This window comes from Burkholderia sp. RF7-non_BP4 (assembly GCF_001521935.1).
Taxonomy (GTDB): Bacteria; Pseudomonadota; Gammaproteobacteria; order Burkholderiales; family Burkholderiaceae; genus Burkholderia; species Burkholderia diffusa.
The window spans coordinates 49,393-64,189 of sequence record NZ_LOTA01000087.1 but is presented as its reverse complement, the minus strand read 5'-3'; the positions used below and the strand labels follow the sequence as shown (position 1 = coordinate 64,189).

Annotated in this window: 11 protein-coding genes and 1 pseudogene; 5 read left to right on the top strand and 7 right to left on the bottom strand. The window is 67.2% G+C overall.

Annotated elements, in window-relative coordinates:
- Positions 1–5 precede the first annotated feature (5 nt).
- On the bottom strand, positions 6–788 hold the full coding sequence (locus tag WS49_RS26560) for an amino acid ABC transporter substrate-binding protein (RefSeq protein ID WP_059534891.1): 783 nt from the start codon (positions 786–788) through the stop codon (positions 6–8).
- 182 nt (positions 789–970) lie between these two features.
- Between WS49_RS26560 and WS49_RS36590 the strand changes: the two genes are divergently transcribed.
- Positions 971–1,396: a hypothetical protein gene (locus WS49_RS36590; protein WP_373557207.1), complete on the top strand. Its 426-nt coding sequence runs from the start codon at positions 971–973 to the stop codon at positions 1,394–1,396.
- 39 nt (positions 1,397–1,435) lie between these two features.
- Here WS49_RS36590 and phnY read toward each other — a convergent pair whose 3' ends face one another.
- Together phnY and phnA are read right to left on the bottom strand one after the other, a co-directional pair.
- Positions 1,436–2,890, bottom strand: a complete 1,455-nt coding sequence (gene phnY, locus WS49_RS26550; protein WP_059534889.1) for a phosphonoacetaldehyde dehydrogenase — start codon at positions 2,888–2,890, stop codon at positions 1,436–1,438.
- 27 nt (positions 2,891–2,917) lie between these two features.
- Positions 2,918–4,156: a phosphonoacetate hydrolase gene (gene phnA, locus WS49_RS26545; protein WP_059534886.1), complete on the bottom strand. Its 1,239-nt coding sequence runs from the start codon at positions 4,154–4,156 to the stop codon at positions 2,918–2,920.
- A 136-nt stretch (positions 4,157–4,292) separates the two neighbouring features.
- Between phnA and WS49_RS26540 the strand changes: the two are divergent.
- Both WS49_RS26540 and WS49_RS26535 read left to right on the top strand, forming a co-directional pair.
- Positions 4,293–4,508 (top strand): annotated as a pseudogene (locus WS49_RS26540) (2-aminoethylphosphonate--pyruvate transaminase); the annotation flags it as partial.
- Between the two features lie 115 nt (positions 4,509–4,623).
- Complete coding sequence (locus WS49_RS26535) at positions 4,624–6,012, top strand: FAD-dependent oxidoreductase (RefSeq protein ID WP_059534882.1); 1,389 nt, start codon at positions 4,624–4,626, stop codon at positions 6,010–6,012.
- A 93-nt stretch (positions 6,013–6,105) separates the two neighbouring features.
- Here WS49_RS26535 and WS49_RS26530 read toward each other — a convergent pair whose 3' ends face one another.
- Complete coding sequence (locus tag WS49_RS26530; RefSeq protein WP_059534880.1) at positions 6,106–6,834, bottom strand: phosphonate utilization associated transcriptional regulator; 729 nt, start codon at positions 6,832–6,834, stop codon at positions 6,106–6,108.
- Positions 6,835–7,018: 184 nt separating this feature from the next.
- The gene (locus WS49_RS26525; protein ID WP_059534878.1) at positions 7,019–9,190 is read right to left on the bottom strand and encodes a phosphocholine-specific phospholipase C; all 2,172 of its coding nucleotides are present in this window, start codon (positions 9,188–9,190) and stop codon (positions 7,019–7,021) included.
- Between the two features lie 229 nt (positions 9,191–9,419).
- On the opposite strand from WS49_RS26525, the gene WS49_RS26520 reads away from it, so the two are divergent.
- On the top strand, positions 9,420–10,328 hold the full coding sequence (locus WS49_RS26520) for a LysR family transcriptional regulator (RefSeq protein ID WP_059534876.1): 909 nt from the start codon (positions 9,420–9,422) through the stop codon (positions 10,326–10,328).
- 133 nt (positions 10,329–10,461) lie between these two features.
- Here the strand turns inward: WS49_RS26520 and WS49_RS26515 are convergent, their stop codons facing one another.
- Positions 10,462–12,102, bottom strand: coding sequence for an L-lactate permease (locus WS49_RS26515; RefSeq protein ID WP_059534874.1), 1,641 nt, complete (start codon positions 12,100–12,102; stop codon positions 10,462–10,464).
- Between the two features lie 515 nt (positions 12,103–12,617).
- Between WS49_RS26515 and WS49_RS26510 the strand changes: the two genes are divergently transcribed.
- Positions 12,618–12,932 (top strand): DUF4148 domain-containing protein, encoded by a 315-nt coding sequence (locus tag WS49_RS26510; RefSeq protein ID WP_059534872.1) that lies wholly within the window; start codon positions 12,618–12,620, stop codon positions 12,930–12,932.
- Between the two features lie 91 nt (positions 12,933–13,023).
- Here WS49_RS26510 and gshA read toward each other — a convergent pair whose 3' ends face one another.
- The gene (gene gshA, locus WS49_RS26505; RefSeq protein ID WP_059534871.1) at positions 13,024–14,637 is read right to left on the bottom strand and encodes a glutamate--cysteine ligase; all 1,614 of its coding nucleotides are present in this window, start codon (positions 14,635–14,637) and stop codon (positions 13,024–13,026) included.
- Positions 14,638–14,797: the final 160 nt, after the last annotated feature.

The following is a 14,797-nucleotide window of genomic DNA, read 5'->3' as shown; positions in this document are numbered from 1 at the left end:
TCGCGTCACGGCTGCGACACGTCGCGGCCGAAGTACTTCTGCGAGATCTTCGCGTAAGTGCCGTCGGCCTTGATGTCCGCGAGCGCCTTGTCGATCGCCGCCACCAGCGCGGGGCTGCCCTTGCGCAGCAGCACGCCCGATGCATCGCCGGCGCCGCTCGTGTCGGTCGCCGCGATCTTCAGTTTCGCGTCGGGCTTGTGCTTGCGGAAATCGAGGTACGACAGCGAATCGTTGATCGTCGCGTCGACGCGCCCCGCGCTCAGCAGGTCGATCGATTCGTTGAAGCCCTGCACGGGCACCACGTCCGCGCCGTGCGCGGCCGCGAGCTTGCCGAAATTGCTGGTCAGCGTGTTCGCGGATTTCTTGCCCTTCAGGTCGTCGAACGAGCGGATCGACGTGTTGTCCGCGCGCACGATCAGCACCGCGTGGGACGTGATGTACGGCGTCGAGAAATCGTATTTCGCCTTGCGCGCATCGGTGATCGACACTTCATTGACGACCGCGTCGTATCGGTTCACGTCGAGGCCCGCGATCAGCCCGTCCCACTTGCCTTCGACGAACTCCGCCTTCACGCCGAGCCGTTGCGCGATCGCGGTCGCGATGTCGACGTCGAAGCCGGTCAGCTTGCCCGACGCATCGTGATACGTGAACGGTGCATAAGTGCCTTCGGTGCCGACCCGGAACACGCCGGCCGACTTGATCTGCGCGAGACCGTCGGCCGCCAGCGCGCTCGTGACGGCAGTGGCCTGCAGCAATGCAACGACCAGGATGGAGCGAAGGAATTTCATGGTGCGGACCCCGAACGATGGAAGGGAGTGGACCCGCCGGCCCGAACGGCCGCGCGAGAGGTCCGCGAATTCTACCGACGCGCCGATATCCGGCAAAAACGCAAATCCGCTAACGATATGAGCGCGTCGAATAACGAACGCGCCGGCCGGCCACGTCCATTCCGCAGACGAAATCCGTCGCGATGCAGCGCGTCGATCGTACGACGATTCGTTACCGGCAGTTACAGAAGCGACGCTGCGGTATCACCCATTCGGCAAACGCTACGTACCATGAAGACATGGTGAACCGATTGCTCGCGGGCCTTGCCGCCCGCGAGCGGAGTGAACGGAAAATGAAACGCATCCTGTTGTCCAGTGCTCTCGGCATCGCGGCCGCCTGCCTGTCGGCAAGTGCGTTCGCGCGTGCCGACATCGGCGTGTATTTCGGGGTGCCGGGCCCCGTTATCGAAGCGCCGCCGGTCTACTACGCGCCGCCGCCACCCGTGATTTACGAGCCGGCACCTGTCTATTACGGCCCGTACTACGGCGACTACCGTTACCGCTACTACCGGCACGACAACGGCTGGCATCGCGGCTGGCGTCGTCACCATCACGAAGACGAGGATTGACCGTCGCGTGGCGGCCGACGGGTCCGCATCATGCACCGCTTACCACGGTAGCGAATAGGTCTTCGTGTTCGTGAAGCTCTTCATCGCCTCCTGCACGCCTTCCTTGTAGCCGAGGCCCGAATCCTTCACGCCGCCGAACGGCGTCAGTTCGAGCCGGTAGCCCGGCACCTCGCGCACGTTCACGCTGCCGACCTCGAGCTCCGTGATGAAGCGCGTGATGCTGTCGAAGCGGTTCGTGCAGACCGACGACGACAACGCATAGTCGGTGCTGTTCGACATCCGGATCGCGTCGTCGATGTCGCGAAAGCGCATGATCGGCGACACCGGCCCGAACGTTTCGTACTTCACGAGCGGCATGTCGGGCGTCACGCGATCGACGACCGTCGGCGAATACAACGCGCCGTCGCGCACGTTGCCGACCAGAAGCCGCGCACCGCGTGCGATCGCGTCGTTCACCTGCTGCTCGCAGAACTTCGCGGCCGCTTCGTCGATCACGGTGCCCATGTCGACCGACGGATCGGCCGGATTCCCGTAAGCCCATGCGCGGGTTTTCTCGACGACCAGCTCGGTGAAGCGATCGGCCACCGCCTCGTGCACGAGCATGCGCTTGATCGCGGTGCAGCGCTGCCCCGAGTTCTTGTATGAGCCCGATACGGCGAGCGTGCTCGCTTCGTCGAGATCGGCGTCTTCCATCACGATGATCGGATCGTTGCCGCCGAGTTCGAGCACCGCGCGCCGGTAGCCCATCCGCGACGCGATCGACTTGCCGATCGACACGCCGCCGGTGAACGTGATCAGATCGATCGCCGGGTTCGTGATCAGCTCGTCCGCGATTTCCTTCGGGTCGCCGGTGATCACTTGCAGCATCTGCGGCGGCAGGCCGGCTTCATACAGGATGTCCGCGAACAGGTAGCACGACAGCGGCACCTTCTCCGACGGCTTCACGACGATCCGGTTGTTGGTCGCGACCGACGGCACGACTTTGTGCGCGACCTGGTTCATCGGATGGTTGAACGGCGTGATCGCGGAGATCACGCCGAGCAGCGGTTCGCGCTGCGTGTACACGCGACGCTTCTTGCCGTGCGGCGTCAGATCGCACGAGAAGATCTGCCCGTCGTCCTTCAGCACTTCGCCCGCGCCGAACGTGAGCACGTCGGCCGCGCGCCCCGCTTCGTACGTCGAATCCTTGATGCACAACCCGGCCTCGGCCGTGATCAGCGCCGCGATCTCGGCGGTGCGCGCACGCACGATGTCGGCCGCGCGGCGCAGGATCGCCGCACGCTCGTGGCGCGTGAGCGACGGCCGGTATGCACGCGCGACCGCGAATGCGCGTCGCACGTCGTCGAGCGTCGCCTTCGGCACGGTGCCGACCAGCGTTCCGTCGTACGGATTGCGGACCTCGATCACCGCGTCGCGATGAATCCGCTCCCCATCGATTCGCAGTGCTTCACGATGAGGCGAGCGGGCCGCCGTCGAGGCTGCAATGGCGTTCATGATGTCTCCCTGGCGGATGCGTCCGCGTCACTGCAGATGATTGAGCGCGATGTCGATGATGTCGAAGTTGCGCAGTCGCGCGCGGCCCGTGACGTCGGTCGCGACCGGCTTGCTGAAGATCAGCGGCACGATCTGCTCGGAGATCCCGCCGTGCGAGCGCAGCGGCACGTCGAGGCCCGACAGGTCGTGCTTGATGCGTCGCGTGCCGAGCACGACGTCCTGCTTCGAGATCACGATCAGGTCGCCCATCCGGTCGGGCGGCAGCTCGAAGCGCGCGCAGCCTTCGGCGCCCGTCAGCACGATCTCGATGCCGTCCACCTCGGCGAGCCGCGCGCGCAGCGCGTCGGCGTCGGCGGAAGCCGGCACGTAGACGGTCGCGAACGAGCCGAGCGCACCGTGATGCACGACGTACGGATCGGTGATCGGCAGGATCACGCGCGCGGCGTCGTGGCCGAGCCACTCGTCGAACAGCTCCTGCAGATAAATCACGTTCGGCTCGCCGGTCTCGCCGTCGTGCTTCGCGTTCATCCCGTGGTCGGCCGTGATCGCGACGATCGCGCCGAGCGCGTCGAGCCGCCTCAGGTACGCGTCCATCATCTGGTAGAACGCGTTCGCGCCATCGGTGCCGGGTGCGCACTTGTGCTGCACGTAGTCGGTCGTCGACAGGTACATGAGGTCGATCGGGCGCGTCTCGAGCAGGCGCACGCCGGCCGCGAACACGAACTCGGACAGGTCCGCGCTGTACACGCTCGGCACCGGCTTGCCGACCAGCTCGAGCACGTTGTCGATGCCGTTTTCCTCGAGGCTCGCCTCGTCGGCCTTTTCCGACGAGAAGCAGATGCCCTTGAGCCCCTTGCCGAGCAGGCGCCGCAGCTTGTCCTTCGCGGTGACGACCGCGACGCGCGCGCCCTGTTCGGCGAAGGTCGCGAGCACGGTAGGCGCAACGAGATACTTCGGATCGTTCATCAGCACCTCGGCGCCGGTGTCGCGATCGTAGAAGTAGTTGCCGCTTATCCCGTGGATCGCCGGCGGCACGCCGGTCACGATCGACAGGTTGTTCGGGTTCGTGAAGCTCGGCACCACGCACTCGCCCTTGAGCGCCGTGCCCGGCTTCAGCAGCGTGCGCAGGAACGGCGCGACGCCGGCCTCGGCCGCCATCTCGAGATATTCGTAGGCGCAGCCGTCGACGCAGACCACCACCACGGGGCGGCTCATCCAGTTGTAGCGGCGGCCGTTCACTTCCACGGAGACAGGCGTTTCGGTCATGACGTTCAGTCCTTTCGGTTCGAAGGGGTCGAGCTGTCGGCGCCCGCGCCGCGCCGAGGAGGTCCTTTCCATGCTTGACATTAAAATTGATGATTTGTAGATTGTCAACAACATGCAGAGAACAGAAGGCAAAACACCGGACGATCCGAACTACGCTTTCAAGCGCCTTTATCAGGAGGTCAAAAAGCGCGGCTACATTCCGTATCCGGGCAAGTTGACGGAAGTCGACACGTTCCGCGTCGGCTGCATCGGCCACTTCGGCGAAGCCGGCATGCCCGGCGCGGTCGCCGCGATCGCCGACACGCTGAAGGCGATGGGCGTGCGGCGCGTGTCCGCCGACGCAGCGACCTGACGCGATGCACTCGCTGCTCGACGTCACGCATCACCGCGCGGCGGCTTCGTTTTCGCTTTCGTTTTCCCGCCGTGCGCGGCACGGCAATCTTCGCCCCTTACCGGCACGACATCCGATGCGACCCTTCTGGATCGAACAAGCACTGTTCAACGATGGCGATCTCGCCCCCGCGCTGCAGGGCGCGACGCAGGCCGACGTCTGTATCGTCGGCGGCGGCTTCACCGGGCTCTGGACCGCGATCCAGGCGAAGCAGCAGAACCCGGCGCTCGACATCGCGATACTCGAGGCCGACCTGTGCGGCGCCGGCGCGAGCGGGCGCAACGGCGGCTGCCTGCTGACATGGTCCGCGAAATTCCTGACGCTGCGGAGGCTGTTCGGCGAAGCGGAGGCGATCCGGCTCGTGAAGGCGTCGGAGGCGGCCGTCCAGCACATCGCCGACTTCTGCCGCGCGCATCGCATCGATGCCGAGCTGCGGCTCGACGGCACGCTGTACACCGCGACGTCGCGCGCGCAGGTCGGCACGCTCGCGCCGGTGCTCGACGCGCTCGCCGCGTGCGGCATCCACAGCTACGAGCCGCTGCCGGCCGCCGACGTCGCGCGCCGCTCGGGCTCCGCACGCAATCTCGACGGCGTGTACTCGCCGATCGCCGCGACCGTGCATCCGGGCAAGCTCGTGCGCGGGCTGCGCCGCGTCGCGCTCGACATGGGGATCCGGATCTACGAACGCACGCCGCTCGTCGACTTCACGCCGGGGCAGCCGGCCGTCGTGCGCACGCCGTCCGGCAGCGTGCGCGCGAGCAAGCTGGTGTTCGCGATCAACGCGTGGATGGCGAGCCGCTTCCCGCAGTTCGAACGCACGATCGCGGTCGTGTCGAGCGACATGGTCATCACCGAGAAATGCCCGGAACTGCTCGAGCGGACCGGGCTCGTGGACGGCGTGTCGGTGCTCGATTCGCGGATCTTCGTGTATTACTACCGCACGACCGCCGACGGCCGGCTGATGCTCGGCAAGGGCGGCAACACGTTCTCGTGGCGCAGCCGCATCGCGCCGGTGTTCGACCGGCGCTCGCCGTACGAGGCGCAGCTCACGCGGAGCCTGCGCGAATTCTTCCCGTCGCTCGCCGGCGTGCCGATCACCGCAAGCTGGAACGGCCCGTCGGACCGCTCGGTGACGGGCTTCCCGTTCTTCGGCCGCCTCGACGACGCGCCGAACGTGTTCTACGGCTTCGGCTATTCGGGCAACGGCGTCGGGCCGACCTACATGGGCGGGCAGATCCTGTCGTCGCTGGTGCTCGACCTCGACAACGCATGGACGCGCAGTCCGATCGTGCGCGGCCCGCTCGGCCATTTCCCGCCGGAGCCGATCCGCTATGTCGGCGCGCACGTCGTGCGCAATGCGATCCGCCGCAAGGAGCGCGCGGAAGACGAGGGCCGACGGCCGGCGAGGATCGACACGTGGCTCGCGAAATTCGCGAGCGCGGCGGGCAAGGCCGACAAGGCGTGACGAAGCGATGACGCGACGCGCAACGAAGCGCAACGAAAAAGGGACGCTGCGAAGCGTCCCTTTGCTTTTGGTACGACCGCCCGTGCGGCCGCGTCACACGCGCGCGGCTTTCTCGCGCGCCGCCTTGCCCGCCGCGGGCAGCCCCTGCTCGTGCGTGCGGCGCATCCGCGCGAGGCCGTGCGCGAGGTGCTCGCGCACGAGCGCGACGGCCTTCTCTTCGTCGCCGCTCGCAAGCGCCTGCACGATCTTGCCGTGCTCGGCCGCCGACACCGCGATCGCGTCCTCCTCGGCCTCGATCGCGGCCTGGCGCAGCAACCCGAGCTGCCGCACGAGCCGGCGATAGGTGTCGGTGAGGTGCGTATTGCCGACCCCGACCACCATCGCGTCGTGGAACTGCACGTTCAGCTCGGTATAGCGCGTGACGTCGTGCGCCTTCGCCGCATCCTTCATCGACTGGATGATGCCCTTCAGCACCTTCAGCGTGTCGGGCGAAATGCGTTTCGCGAGCGCGCGCGCGACCGACTCGTCGAGCATCGCGCGCACTTCGTAGATTTCCTCTGCCTCGCGCAGCGGCACGACGCGCACCGTCACGCCGCGGTTCTTCTCGTTGCGCAGCAGCCCGGCCTGCTCGAGCGCGCGGAATGCCTCGCGCACGGGCCCGCGCGACACGTTCAGCTTGGTCGCGATATCGACTTCGTTGAGTTTCTCGCCCGGCGCATATTCGCCGGACACGATCGCGCGCTCGAGCATGTCCTGGACAATCATCGCGAGCGACTGGCTTTGCAGGAGTTCGATGGCGTTGAGCGCGTTCGGGGCAGTCATGATCGGGCAGGCAGCGAAGCCGCGGATGAGAACGAGGGCGCCATGTCGGCGAATGATCGTTGTATACCCTCGGCCCGATATATTGTCAACAGTTTTCAGTTTCCAAAAACCGGTTCCTCGTGCCGGCATGCGGTCAGCGTGCGGCCGGCGCGCGCACGCCGGACCGCACGATGCAGGCCTGCCGTCAGGCCGTCTGCTTCACCGGCCCCGGATCGCTTTGGCTCGGCCGGCCCGTCTCGACGTGGCCCGCGAAACGGCGCACGACCTTGTCGTCGCCGCCGCGCAGCGTCGTCGCGGTGATCGTCAGATCGTACCAACCGTGGCTCGACGACAACTCGAAGTGATCCTCGACGCGCTCGCCCGGCTCCAGCGTGTAGGTGCGCGCATGCGCATGGCTGTACGCGTTGTCGACGACCACGCGGCATGCCGCACGACCGCTGTTGCGCAGTTGCAGGTACACGTGGCGATTGCGCACGTCGTAGCCGATCTTCGCTTCCGGGTTCGCGTGGCGGCCGTCCGCGGCCAGCCGCGTGTTGCCCTGGAATTCGCACAGATAGCCGTTCGGGCCATAGGCCGCGAGATGGTAGTCGCCGCGCGCGGCCGACGTGCTCCAGGTATCGGCGAAGCGATCGTGCGAGGACACCGCGTAGCGGCGCGGCGGCGTCGCCGGATTGCGGCGGTCGTACACGTAGAACGCGGCGCCCGCGTCACCCGAGTTCGCGAAATCGAGCGACACGCGGTCGTCGCGCCCGTTCACGCGGGCATGTACGAACAGTTCGTACGGCAGCGCGCGCGCCGGACGCGTGCCGGGCTCCTGCGCCGGCATCGACTGCTGCGCGGGCACCTGGTACGCCTGGCCGGCGGTGGCGATGTGCTGCGGCACCGTGAAGCTCACCGTGCGCGTATCGGGCCGCGCGGAGAAGTCGAACGCCGACGTGAGGTCGCCGCAGACCGACCGGCGCCACGCGCTGATGTTCGGCTCCTGCACGCCGAAGCGCGCTTCGAGGAAACGCAGCACCGACGTGTGGTCGAACGTCTCCGAGCAGACCCAGCCGCCCTTCGTCCACGGCGAGATGATGATCAGCGGCACGCGCGGCCCGAGGCCGATCGGCTGGATGCCGCCCGGGTCCGCGCCCGGCACGAGTGGGCTCATCTCGCCCGGGTACTTGTTCAGGTCGAGCAGTTCGTCGCCGAGATTCGACAGCAGGTTCGACGACACGATGCCCTGGCCGCCCACGCCGCTCGTGACCGGCGGCACCGGCGGCACGACGTGGTCGAACAGCCCGTCGTTCTCGTCGTAGTTGAGGATGAACACCGTCTTCGCCCACACTTCGGGGTTCGACGTCAGCGCCTCGAGCACCATGTTGATGTAGAACGCGCCGTCCGTCGGCGACGCTTGCGGGTGCTCGCTGTACTTGTAAGGCGCGACGATCCACGACACCTGCGGCAGCCGGTTCGCCTGCACGTCGGCCTTCAGCTCGGCGAGCGTGTGGTCCGACGCGCCCTTGTCGACCAGCGGGCCGCTCGCGCCTTCCTTCACCTGGAACTTCTTGAAGAACATCAGCGAATTGTCGGTGTAGTTGTCGGTCGGGTCGCCCGGAATGCCCGTGCCGCCCTGGTACACCTTCCAGCTGATCTTCGCGTTCTCGAGACGTTCCGCGTAGGTCGTCCACGTGTAGCCGTTCGTGTTGTTGCGCTCGCCGATGCCGGGGCCGTTCGGCTGCGCGCCGTACACGTTGCGCGAGTCGATCGTGCCGGTCCACAGATAGATGCGGTTCGGTGCGGTGTCGGCGTGCGCGGAGCAGAAGTACGAGTCGCAGATCGTGAACGCGTCGGCCAGTGCGTAGTGGTACGTGAGATCCTGGCGCTTCAGGTAGCCCATCGTCAGCACGTCCTGCTTCTGGTTCACCCACTGGTCCCACTGGCCGTTGTTCCAGGATAGGTGGCCGCTGCTCCAGCCGTGGTTGGTGCCCGGCTGGAATTCGGTCGTCTGCTTCGGGTCGAGGTAGAACGGCAGCACGTACGGCGCGGACGGGTCGAGCCCGCGCGAATGGTAGTTCTTCGTGAACACCGACGCCGGCGGCTGCTGCCACACCGGCGCACCGTTCGGCAGCAGGTGCGGGCGCGGGTCGTTGAAGCCGCGCACGCCGCGCAGCCCGCCGAAGTAATGGTCGAACGAGCGGTTTTCCTGCATGAAGATCACGACGTGTTCGACGTCGCGGATCGTGCCGGTGCGATAGGCGGCCGGTATGGCCAGTGCGTTGCGGATCGCGGGCGGGAAGCCGGCGTAGGCGGCCATCGCGCCGGCCGACTGGGCGGCGAGGCGCAGGAAATCGCGTCGGTTGGTGGCGGACATGAAGAGAATCCTGTGGGTCGGTAAGGGTGGCGCCGGTCGAGCGGGGCCGGCGGTCGGTGCGTTGCCGTTATTACTCCGCACCGGCGTGTCCCGGCCGTGACCGGTTCCAGCAGGTTTCTTGCGGTCACCCCCAGCTTTTTTTCGAAGCGGCGCCCGGCGCGCCTTTCATCCGGCCGACACACGCCTGCGCTACGCTGACGCGCGATGAAGAGGGGGGAGAAGCCGAGTCGTGTTCGATCAGCTGAAGGCGTTCCACGCGACCGTCCGGCAGGGCAGCATCACGCGCGCCGCGCGCCACCTGGGCGTCAGCCAGCCGACGATCGCCGCGCAGATCCGGCAGGTCGAGCAGTTGTACGGCGTCGAGCTGTTCTATCGCAGCGGCCGCAAGCTCGAAGTCACCGAGACCGGGATCGAGCTGCTGCCGCTCGTCGAGAAGATGATCGCGCTCGAGGCGCAGGCCGACATCATGCTGCGCAACGTCGGCGGCCTGTTCGAAGGACATCTGCGGATCGGCGCGACCGGGCCGTACTACATCATGGACGCGGTCGGCCGCTTCTCGTATGCGCATCCGTCCATCGCGCTCACGTGCCGGATCGGCAATTCCGAGGAGATCCTGCAGGCGCTGCAGGAATTCCGCATCGACCTCGCGGTGTCGTCGCAGCGCAATGACGCGGACGGCCTCGAACGCAAGGTGATCTCCACCGATCCGCTCGTGCTCGTCGTGCATCGCGACCATCCGCTCGCGCGCTTCGACGCGATCGACGCCGTGCAGCTCGCCGACGTGCGGCTGCTGATGCGCGAGGAAGGATCGGTCACGCGCCGCTGCACGGAGACGATCCTCGCGGCGGCCGGTGTTGCGGTCACGTCGGTCGCCGAGATCGGCAGCCGCGAAGCGATCCGCGAGGCGATCCTGCATGGCGTGGGCGGCAGCCTGTTTCCGCGCGGCGAGGCCGAGCGTCATCCGGACTTGCGCGTCGTCGCGCTGCGCGGCGTCGACACGACGATCGACGAATACGTGTACTACCTGAAGGCGCGCCGCCAGAGCCCCGCGATCGATGCGTTCCTCGCGTGCATCCTGCCGGCGCAGGCCGCGACGCACGAGCCAATGCACGCGACACGGCCGGTGAACGCGCGCTGAGCCGCCCCGCGTTCACCGGTTTCGCGCAGTTTCCGTCGCACTTCCCTGCACATTCCCCGTGCTTTTCCGGCGCTTTTTCCGCGCCTTCCCTCGTTGTTTTCCTCGTGCCTGCCTTCTTGCTTCCCGCCGTGCGCTACTTCGGCAGCGCCGGAATCATCCACGTGAACACGTGCTGCTGCAGGAACACGAGCACGCCGAGCAGCAGCGTGAGGATCACGCTGTGCCAGAACGTGCGCGCGAACACGACGCCTTCCTGCCCCTTCAGGTCGGTCGTCGACACGCCCGTGGCGATGTTCTGCGGCGAGATCATCTTGCCCATCACGCCGCCCGACGAGTTGGTCGCGGCCATCAGCACCGGATCGAAGCCGAGCTGTCTCGCGGCGACCACCTGCAGGTTGCCGAACAGCGCATTGCCGGACGTGTCGCTGCCGGACAGGAACACCGCGATCCAGCCGAGCGACGCCGACACGAGCGGGAACAGCGCGCCGGTCGACGCGACGCCGGTGCCGAGCGTGTAGCTGATGCCCGAATAGTTCAGCAGATACGCGAGCCCGACGATCATCATCACCGTGACGATCGCGATCCACGTCTGCCGCCACGTCTTGACCACGCATTCGAAGAACGCGCCGACGCCGGTGCGTGTCAGCACGGCCGTGATGATCGCCGACAGGAGAATCGCGGTGCCGGTGCCGAGCGGCTGGAAGTCCCAGATCGCCGCATACGGCTTGTGATACAGCGACACGAACACCGTATTGTGCAGGCCCGGCCACTTGATCTTCACGTCGCCGATCGCCGCGACGTTCGCGTGCACCCAGACGATCACGACCACCGACACGACGATCCACGGCAGCCAGCCGCCGAAGCCCGCGCGCGCGGCGCCGGCCGCGGCTGGCACGCTGCGCGCGAGCGCGTATTGCGGATCGGGTTGCGGCTTCCACACCTGCAGGAAGCCGATCGTGACGATCAGCGACGTGAGTGACGACAGCACGTCGGTGAGCTGGTAGCCGAGGAAGTTCGACGTGACGAACTGCGCGATCGCGAAGCTGCCGCCGGACACGAGCAGCGCGGGCCACAGCTTCGCGATCGAGCGCAGGCCGCCGTACGCGCCGACCACGTAGAACGGCAGCAGCAGCGCGAAGAACGGCAGTTGCCGGCCGACCATCGCGCCGAGCGTCGCGGGCGGCAGCGACGTGACCGCGCCGAGCACGGTGATCGGCACGCCGAGCGCGCCGAACGCGACCGGCGCCGTGTTGAACAGCAGCGTGTAGGTGAGCGCTTCGAGCGCGGGGAAGCCGAGCGCGATCAAGAGCGCGCTGGTGATGGCGACCGGCGTGCCGAACCCGGAGATCCCTTCGAGCAGACAGCCGAACGAGAACGCGACGACGAGCAGCACGAGGCGGCGGTCGTCGGGCAGGTTGTCGAGCATCCACTGCCGGAACTGGTCGAAGCGGCCCGACTTCACCGCGATGTTGTACAGCAGCAGCGCGTTGAAGACGATCCACATCACCGGCACGACCGCGAGCGCCATGCCGGCGCCGACCGCGTCGAACGCGAGGCTGGCCGGCATGCCCCACGCGCCGATCGCGACCGCGAGGCCGGCGACGAGGCCGGCGAGGGACGCCTGCCACGCGGGCCGGCGCAGCACGCCGAGCGCGATCAGCGCGACCGCGATCGGGATCACGGCGACGAGAAACGACAGGAACAGCGAGTTGGCGACGGGCGTCAACGGCTGCGCGAACAGGATGCCGGGCGGCAGGGCTGCGGTGGGATTCATCGTGTCTCGTGTCTCCGTGTCGATCGGAGTTAGCGCTTTAGCGCTTACTCCGATCCCATGCTTCGCGGTCGACCCGAGTTGGCGCTTTGACGCTTACTCAGATCCCCTGCCTCTCGGTCGACCGGGGCTCGCGCATCAACGCCTGCGCACACCTCGATCCCGTTCAAACGTCCGTTCCACGGCCGCAACGATCATCCGACGCTTGCGCATGCAACCATGCCGCAACACCGACCGATCGGTCGCTTAAAAGAGGTTAGGAGGCGCATCGCGCTTCTACAAGGAGGGCAACCCCGATGCGCGCGGTGCCGATACACGGCGTCCGCCGCACGCTGAACGACCGCTGGCGACCCGCTGACGCGCGCGCCAGCAAGCCGCCGGCGCAATGTTGCTCAACCGGCAAAGGTGACTGACGGGACGCAGGGTGTTTCGTTTGGCATCCGAAGCCTAGACTCGCTGCATCGATTCCGTCCGTGCCGACGAAGGCGCGGCTCCGGAACCCACACGGAGCAAACACGATGAAGACCATGAAACGTGCGGCGTACGCGTTGGTGCTGATCGGCTCGGCCGTCGCCGCCCAGGCCCAGGCGCAGGCTGCGCCGACGCTGACGCGCGCGCAAGTTCGCCAGGAACTCGCGGAACTGCAGGCCGCCGGCTATCGGCCGAGTCTCGCCAGCGGTCCCGACTTTCCGCAAAACATGCAGGCGATCATGCAGCGCGCCGCACAGGCGCGCGACGCGGCCGGCCGCGGCAGCGACGGCCATGCGAATGTGGAATCAGGAAAGCCGGCGCTGCCGCGCGTGGTCGATCGCGACACGTACGCGCATCACTGAAGCGGCTGGAACCGGGCCGGGCGCATGACCGCGCGACCATCCGGCCCGCAGCCGGCCTGCCCGCCGCGCGACGCGCAGCGGGCGACGGCCATCACACGCTGAAGCGGTTCAGCGTATAGGCGCGATAGGCCGCGACGAACGCGTCGAATGATCCGGCCTCCTTCGCTTCCAGCTCGGCCTGCTCGGCCAGCGACTTCGCCGCGAGCGCCTGCTCGGCGCGCATCGTTTCCGCCGACGGCGGGTTCGCGCGGAAATGCGCGGCATGCGCTTCGCTGTGCGCGCGCGCGAACGCGAGGAACGACTGCCCGTTCTCGCGCATCATGCGCAGCACGCGCGCCGACGGCGTGCGCTCCGGATCGGCGAGCTTCTCGCGCTGCGCGGCGATCGCACGCGCATGCTCGTCGCCGCCGCGGATCTCGTCGAGACGGCGCCCGACGGTCTCGATATCGGCCATCAAGTCGTCCGCCCACGCCTGCAGCGTGACCGGCTGGCCGTCGCGCACCAGCGTGAGCCCCGGCTTGCGCCCTTCCATCGTCACGCTGCCGAAGTTCGCATTCGCTTCCTTGTACGCGTCGCAGTCGAGCGCGGGGCTTTCGTCGAGCGCGCAGGCGAGCAGGAACGCGTCGATGAAGCGCGCGGTCTCCAGCGCGATGCCGGTCGGCTCGAACGGATCGATATCGAGGCAGCGCACTTCGATGTATTGCACGCCGCGCGACGCGAGCGCATGCAGCGGACGCTCGCCCGAATACGTGACGCGCTTCGGCCGGATCGTCGAGTAGAACTCGTTCTCGATCTGCAGCACGTTCGTGTTGATCTGGATCCACTCGCCGTCGCGATGCGTGCCGATCGCCTCGTACGGCGGATACGGCTCGCTCACGGCCTTCGACAGCGCATCGAGATAGCCGGGCAGCGTGTTGTAGTCGACGTGCAGCGCGGCCTGCGCGGTCGTGTTCGAGTAACCGAGGTCGCTCATCCGCAGGCTCGTCGCGTACGGCCGGTACAGCGTATCGGCATCGAACGCGTCGAGCTTGTGCGGTTTGCCGCGCAGGAATTTCGCGTCGAGCGCCGGCGATGCGCCGAACAGGTACATCAGGAGCCAGCTGCGGCGACGGAAATTGCGGATCTGCGCGAGATAGCGCTCCGACTGATAATCGACGAGCGTGGCCGTCGAGCCCTCTTCCGCATGCAGGCGCCGCCACACTTCCTCGTGCAGCGAATAGTTGTAGTGGATGCCGGCGATGCACTGCATCGTGCGGCCGTAGCGATACGCGAGGCCGCGTCGGTACACCGTCTTCAGGCGGCCGATGTTCGACGTGCCGTAGTCGGCGATCGGAATTTCATCATCGGCCGGCAACAGGCCCGGCATCGAGTCGTTCCACAGCATCTCGTCGCCGAGCGACGCATACACGTAGCGGTGCAGATCGTCGAGACGTTCGAGCGTGACCGACGCGTCGCCTTCCGCCGGCGTGATCAGTTCGATCAGCGCTTCGGAATAGTCGGTCGTCAATGACGGGTGCGTGAGCGCCGAACCGAGCGCGCGCGGATGCGGCGTGAACGCGATCATCCCGTCGCGCGTCACGCGCAGGCTTTCCTTTTCGATGCCGCGCAGGCCGTCGGGCAGATGCTGCCGCGTCGGGCCCGAGCTCAGCGCTTCGAGACGATTCAGCAGCAGTTCGGACTGGCGGTGAGTCATGGTGTTCGACATGGAGACGCAAGTGCGTGACGGCCGCGCGCGGAATGCCGCACGCGGCCGGCTGGATTATTGGTCGCTTCGTTGGTAGCGGGCACTTTAACATCTCGCCGTCACACGCGCTTGAGGTGGCGCCGGGCGGTGCGCGCCGGCCGCTGCGGGCCGTCTGGCGGGC

Coding starts and splice junctions, on each gene's coding strand:
- WS49_RS26515 (WP_059534874.1), bottom strand. CDS start 12,102: ATGAATCCCACCGCAGCCCTGCCGCCCGGCATCCTGTTCGCGCAGCCG.
- gshA (WP_059534871.1), bottom strand. CDS start 14,637: ATGTCGAACACCATGACTCACCGCCAGTCCGAACTGCTGCTGAATCGT.
- WS49_RS26530 (WP_059534880.1), bottom strand. CDS start 6,834: ATGACTGCCCCGAACGCGCTCAACGCCATCGAACTCCTGCAAAGCCAG.
- WS49_RS26525 (WP_059534878.1), bottom strand. CDS start 9,190: ATGTCCGCCACCAACCGACGCGATTTCCTGCGCCTCGCCGCCCAGTCG.
- WS49_RS36590 (WP_373557207.1), top strand. CDS start 971: ATGCAGCGCGTCGATCGTACGACGATTCGTTACCGGCAGTTACAGAAG.
- phnY (WP_059534889.1), bottom strand. CDS start 2,890: ATGAACGCCATTGCAGCCTCGACGGCGGCCCGCTCGCCTCATCGTGAA.
- WS49_RS26535 (WP_059534882.1), top strand. CDS start 4,624: ATGCGACCCTTCTGGATCGAACAAGCACTGTTCAACGATGGCGATCTC.
- WS49_RS26560 (WP_059534891.1), bottom strand. CDS start 788: ATGAAATTCCTTCGCTCCATCCTGGTCGTTGCATTGCTGCAGGCCACT.
- WS49_RS26510 (WP_059534872.1), top strand. CDS start 12,618: ATGAAGACCATGAAACGTGCGGCGTACGCGTTGGTGCTGATCGGCTCG.
- phnA (WP_059534886.1), bottom strand. CDS start 4,156: ATGACCGAAACGCCTGTCTCCGTGGAAGTGAACGGCCGCCGCTACAAC.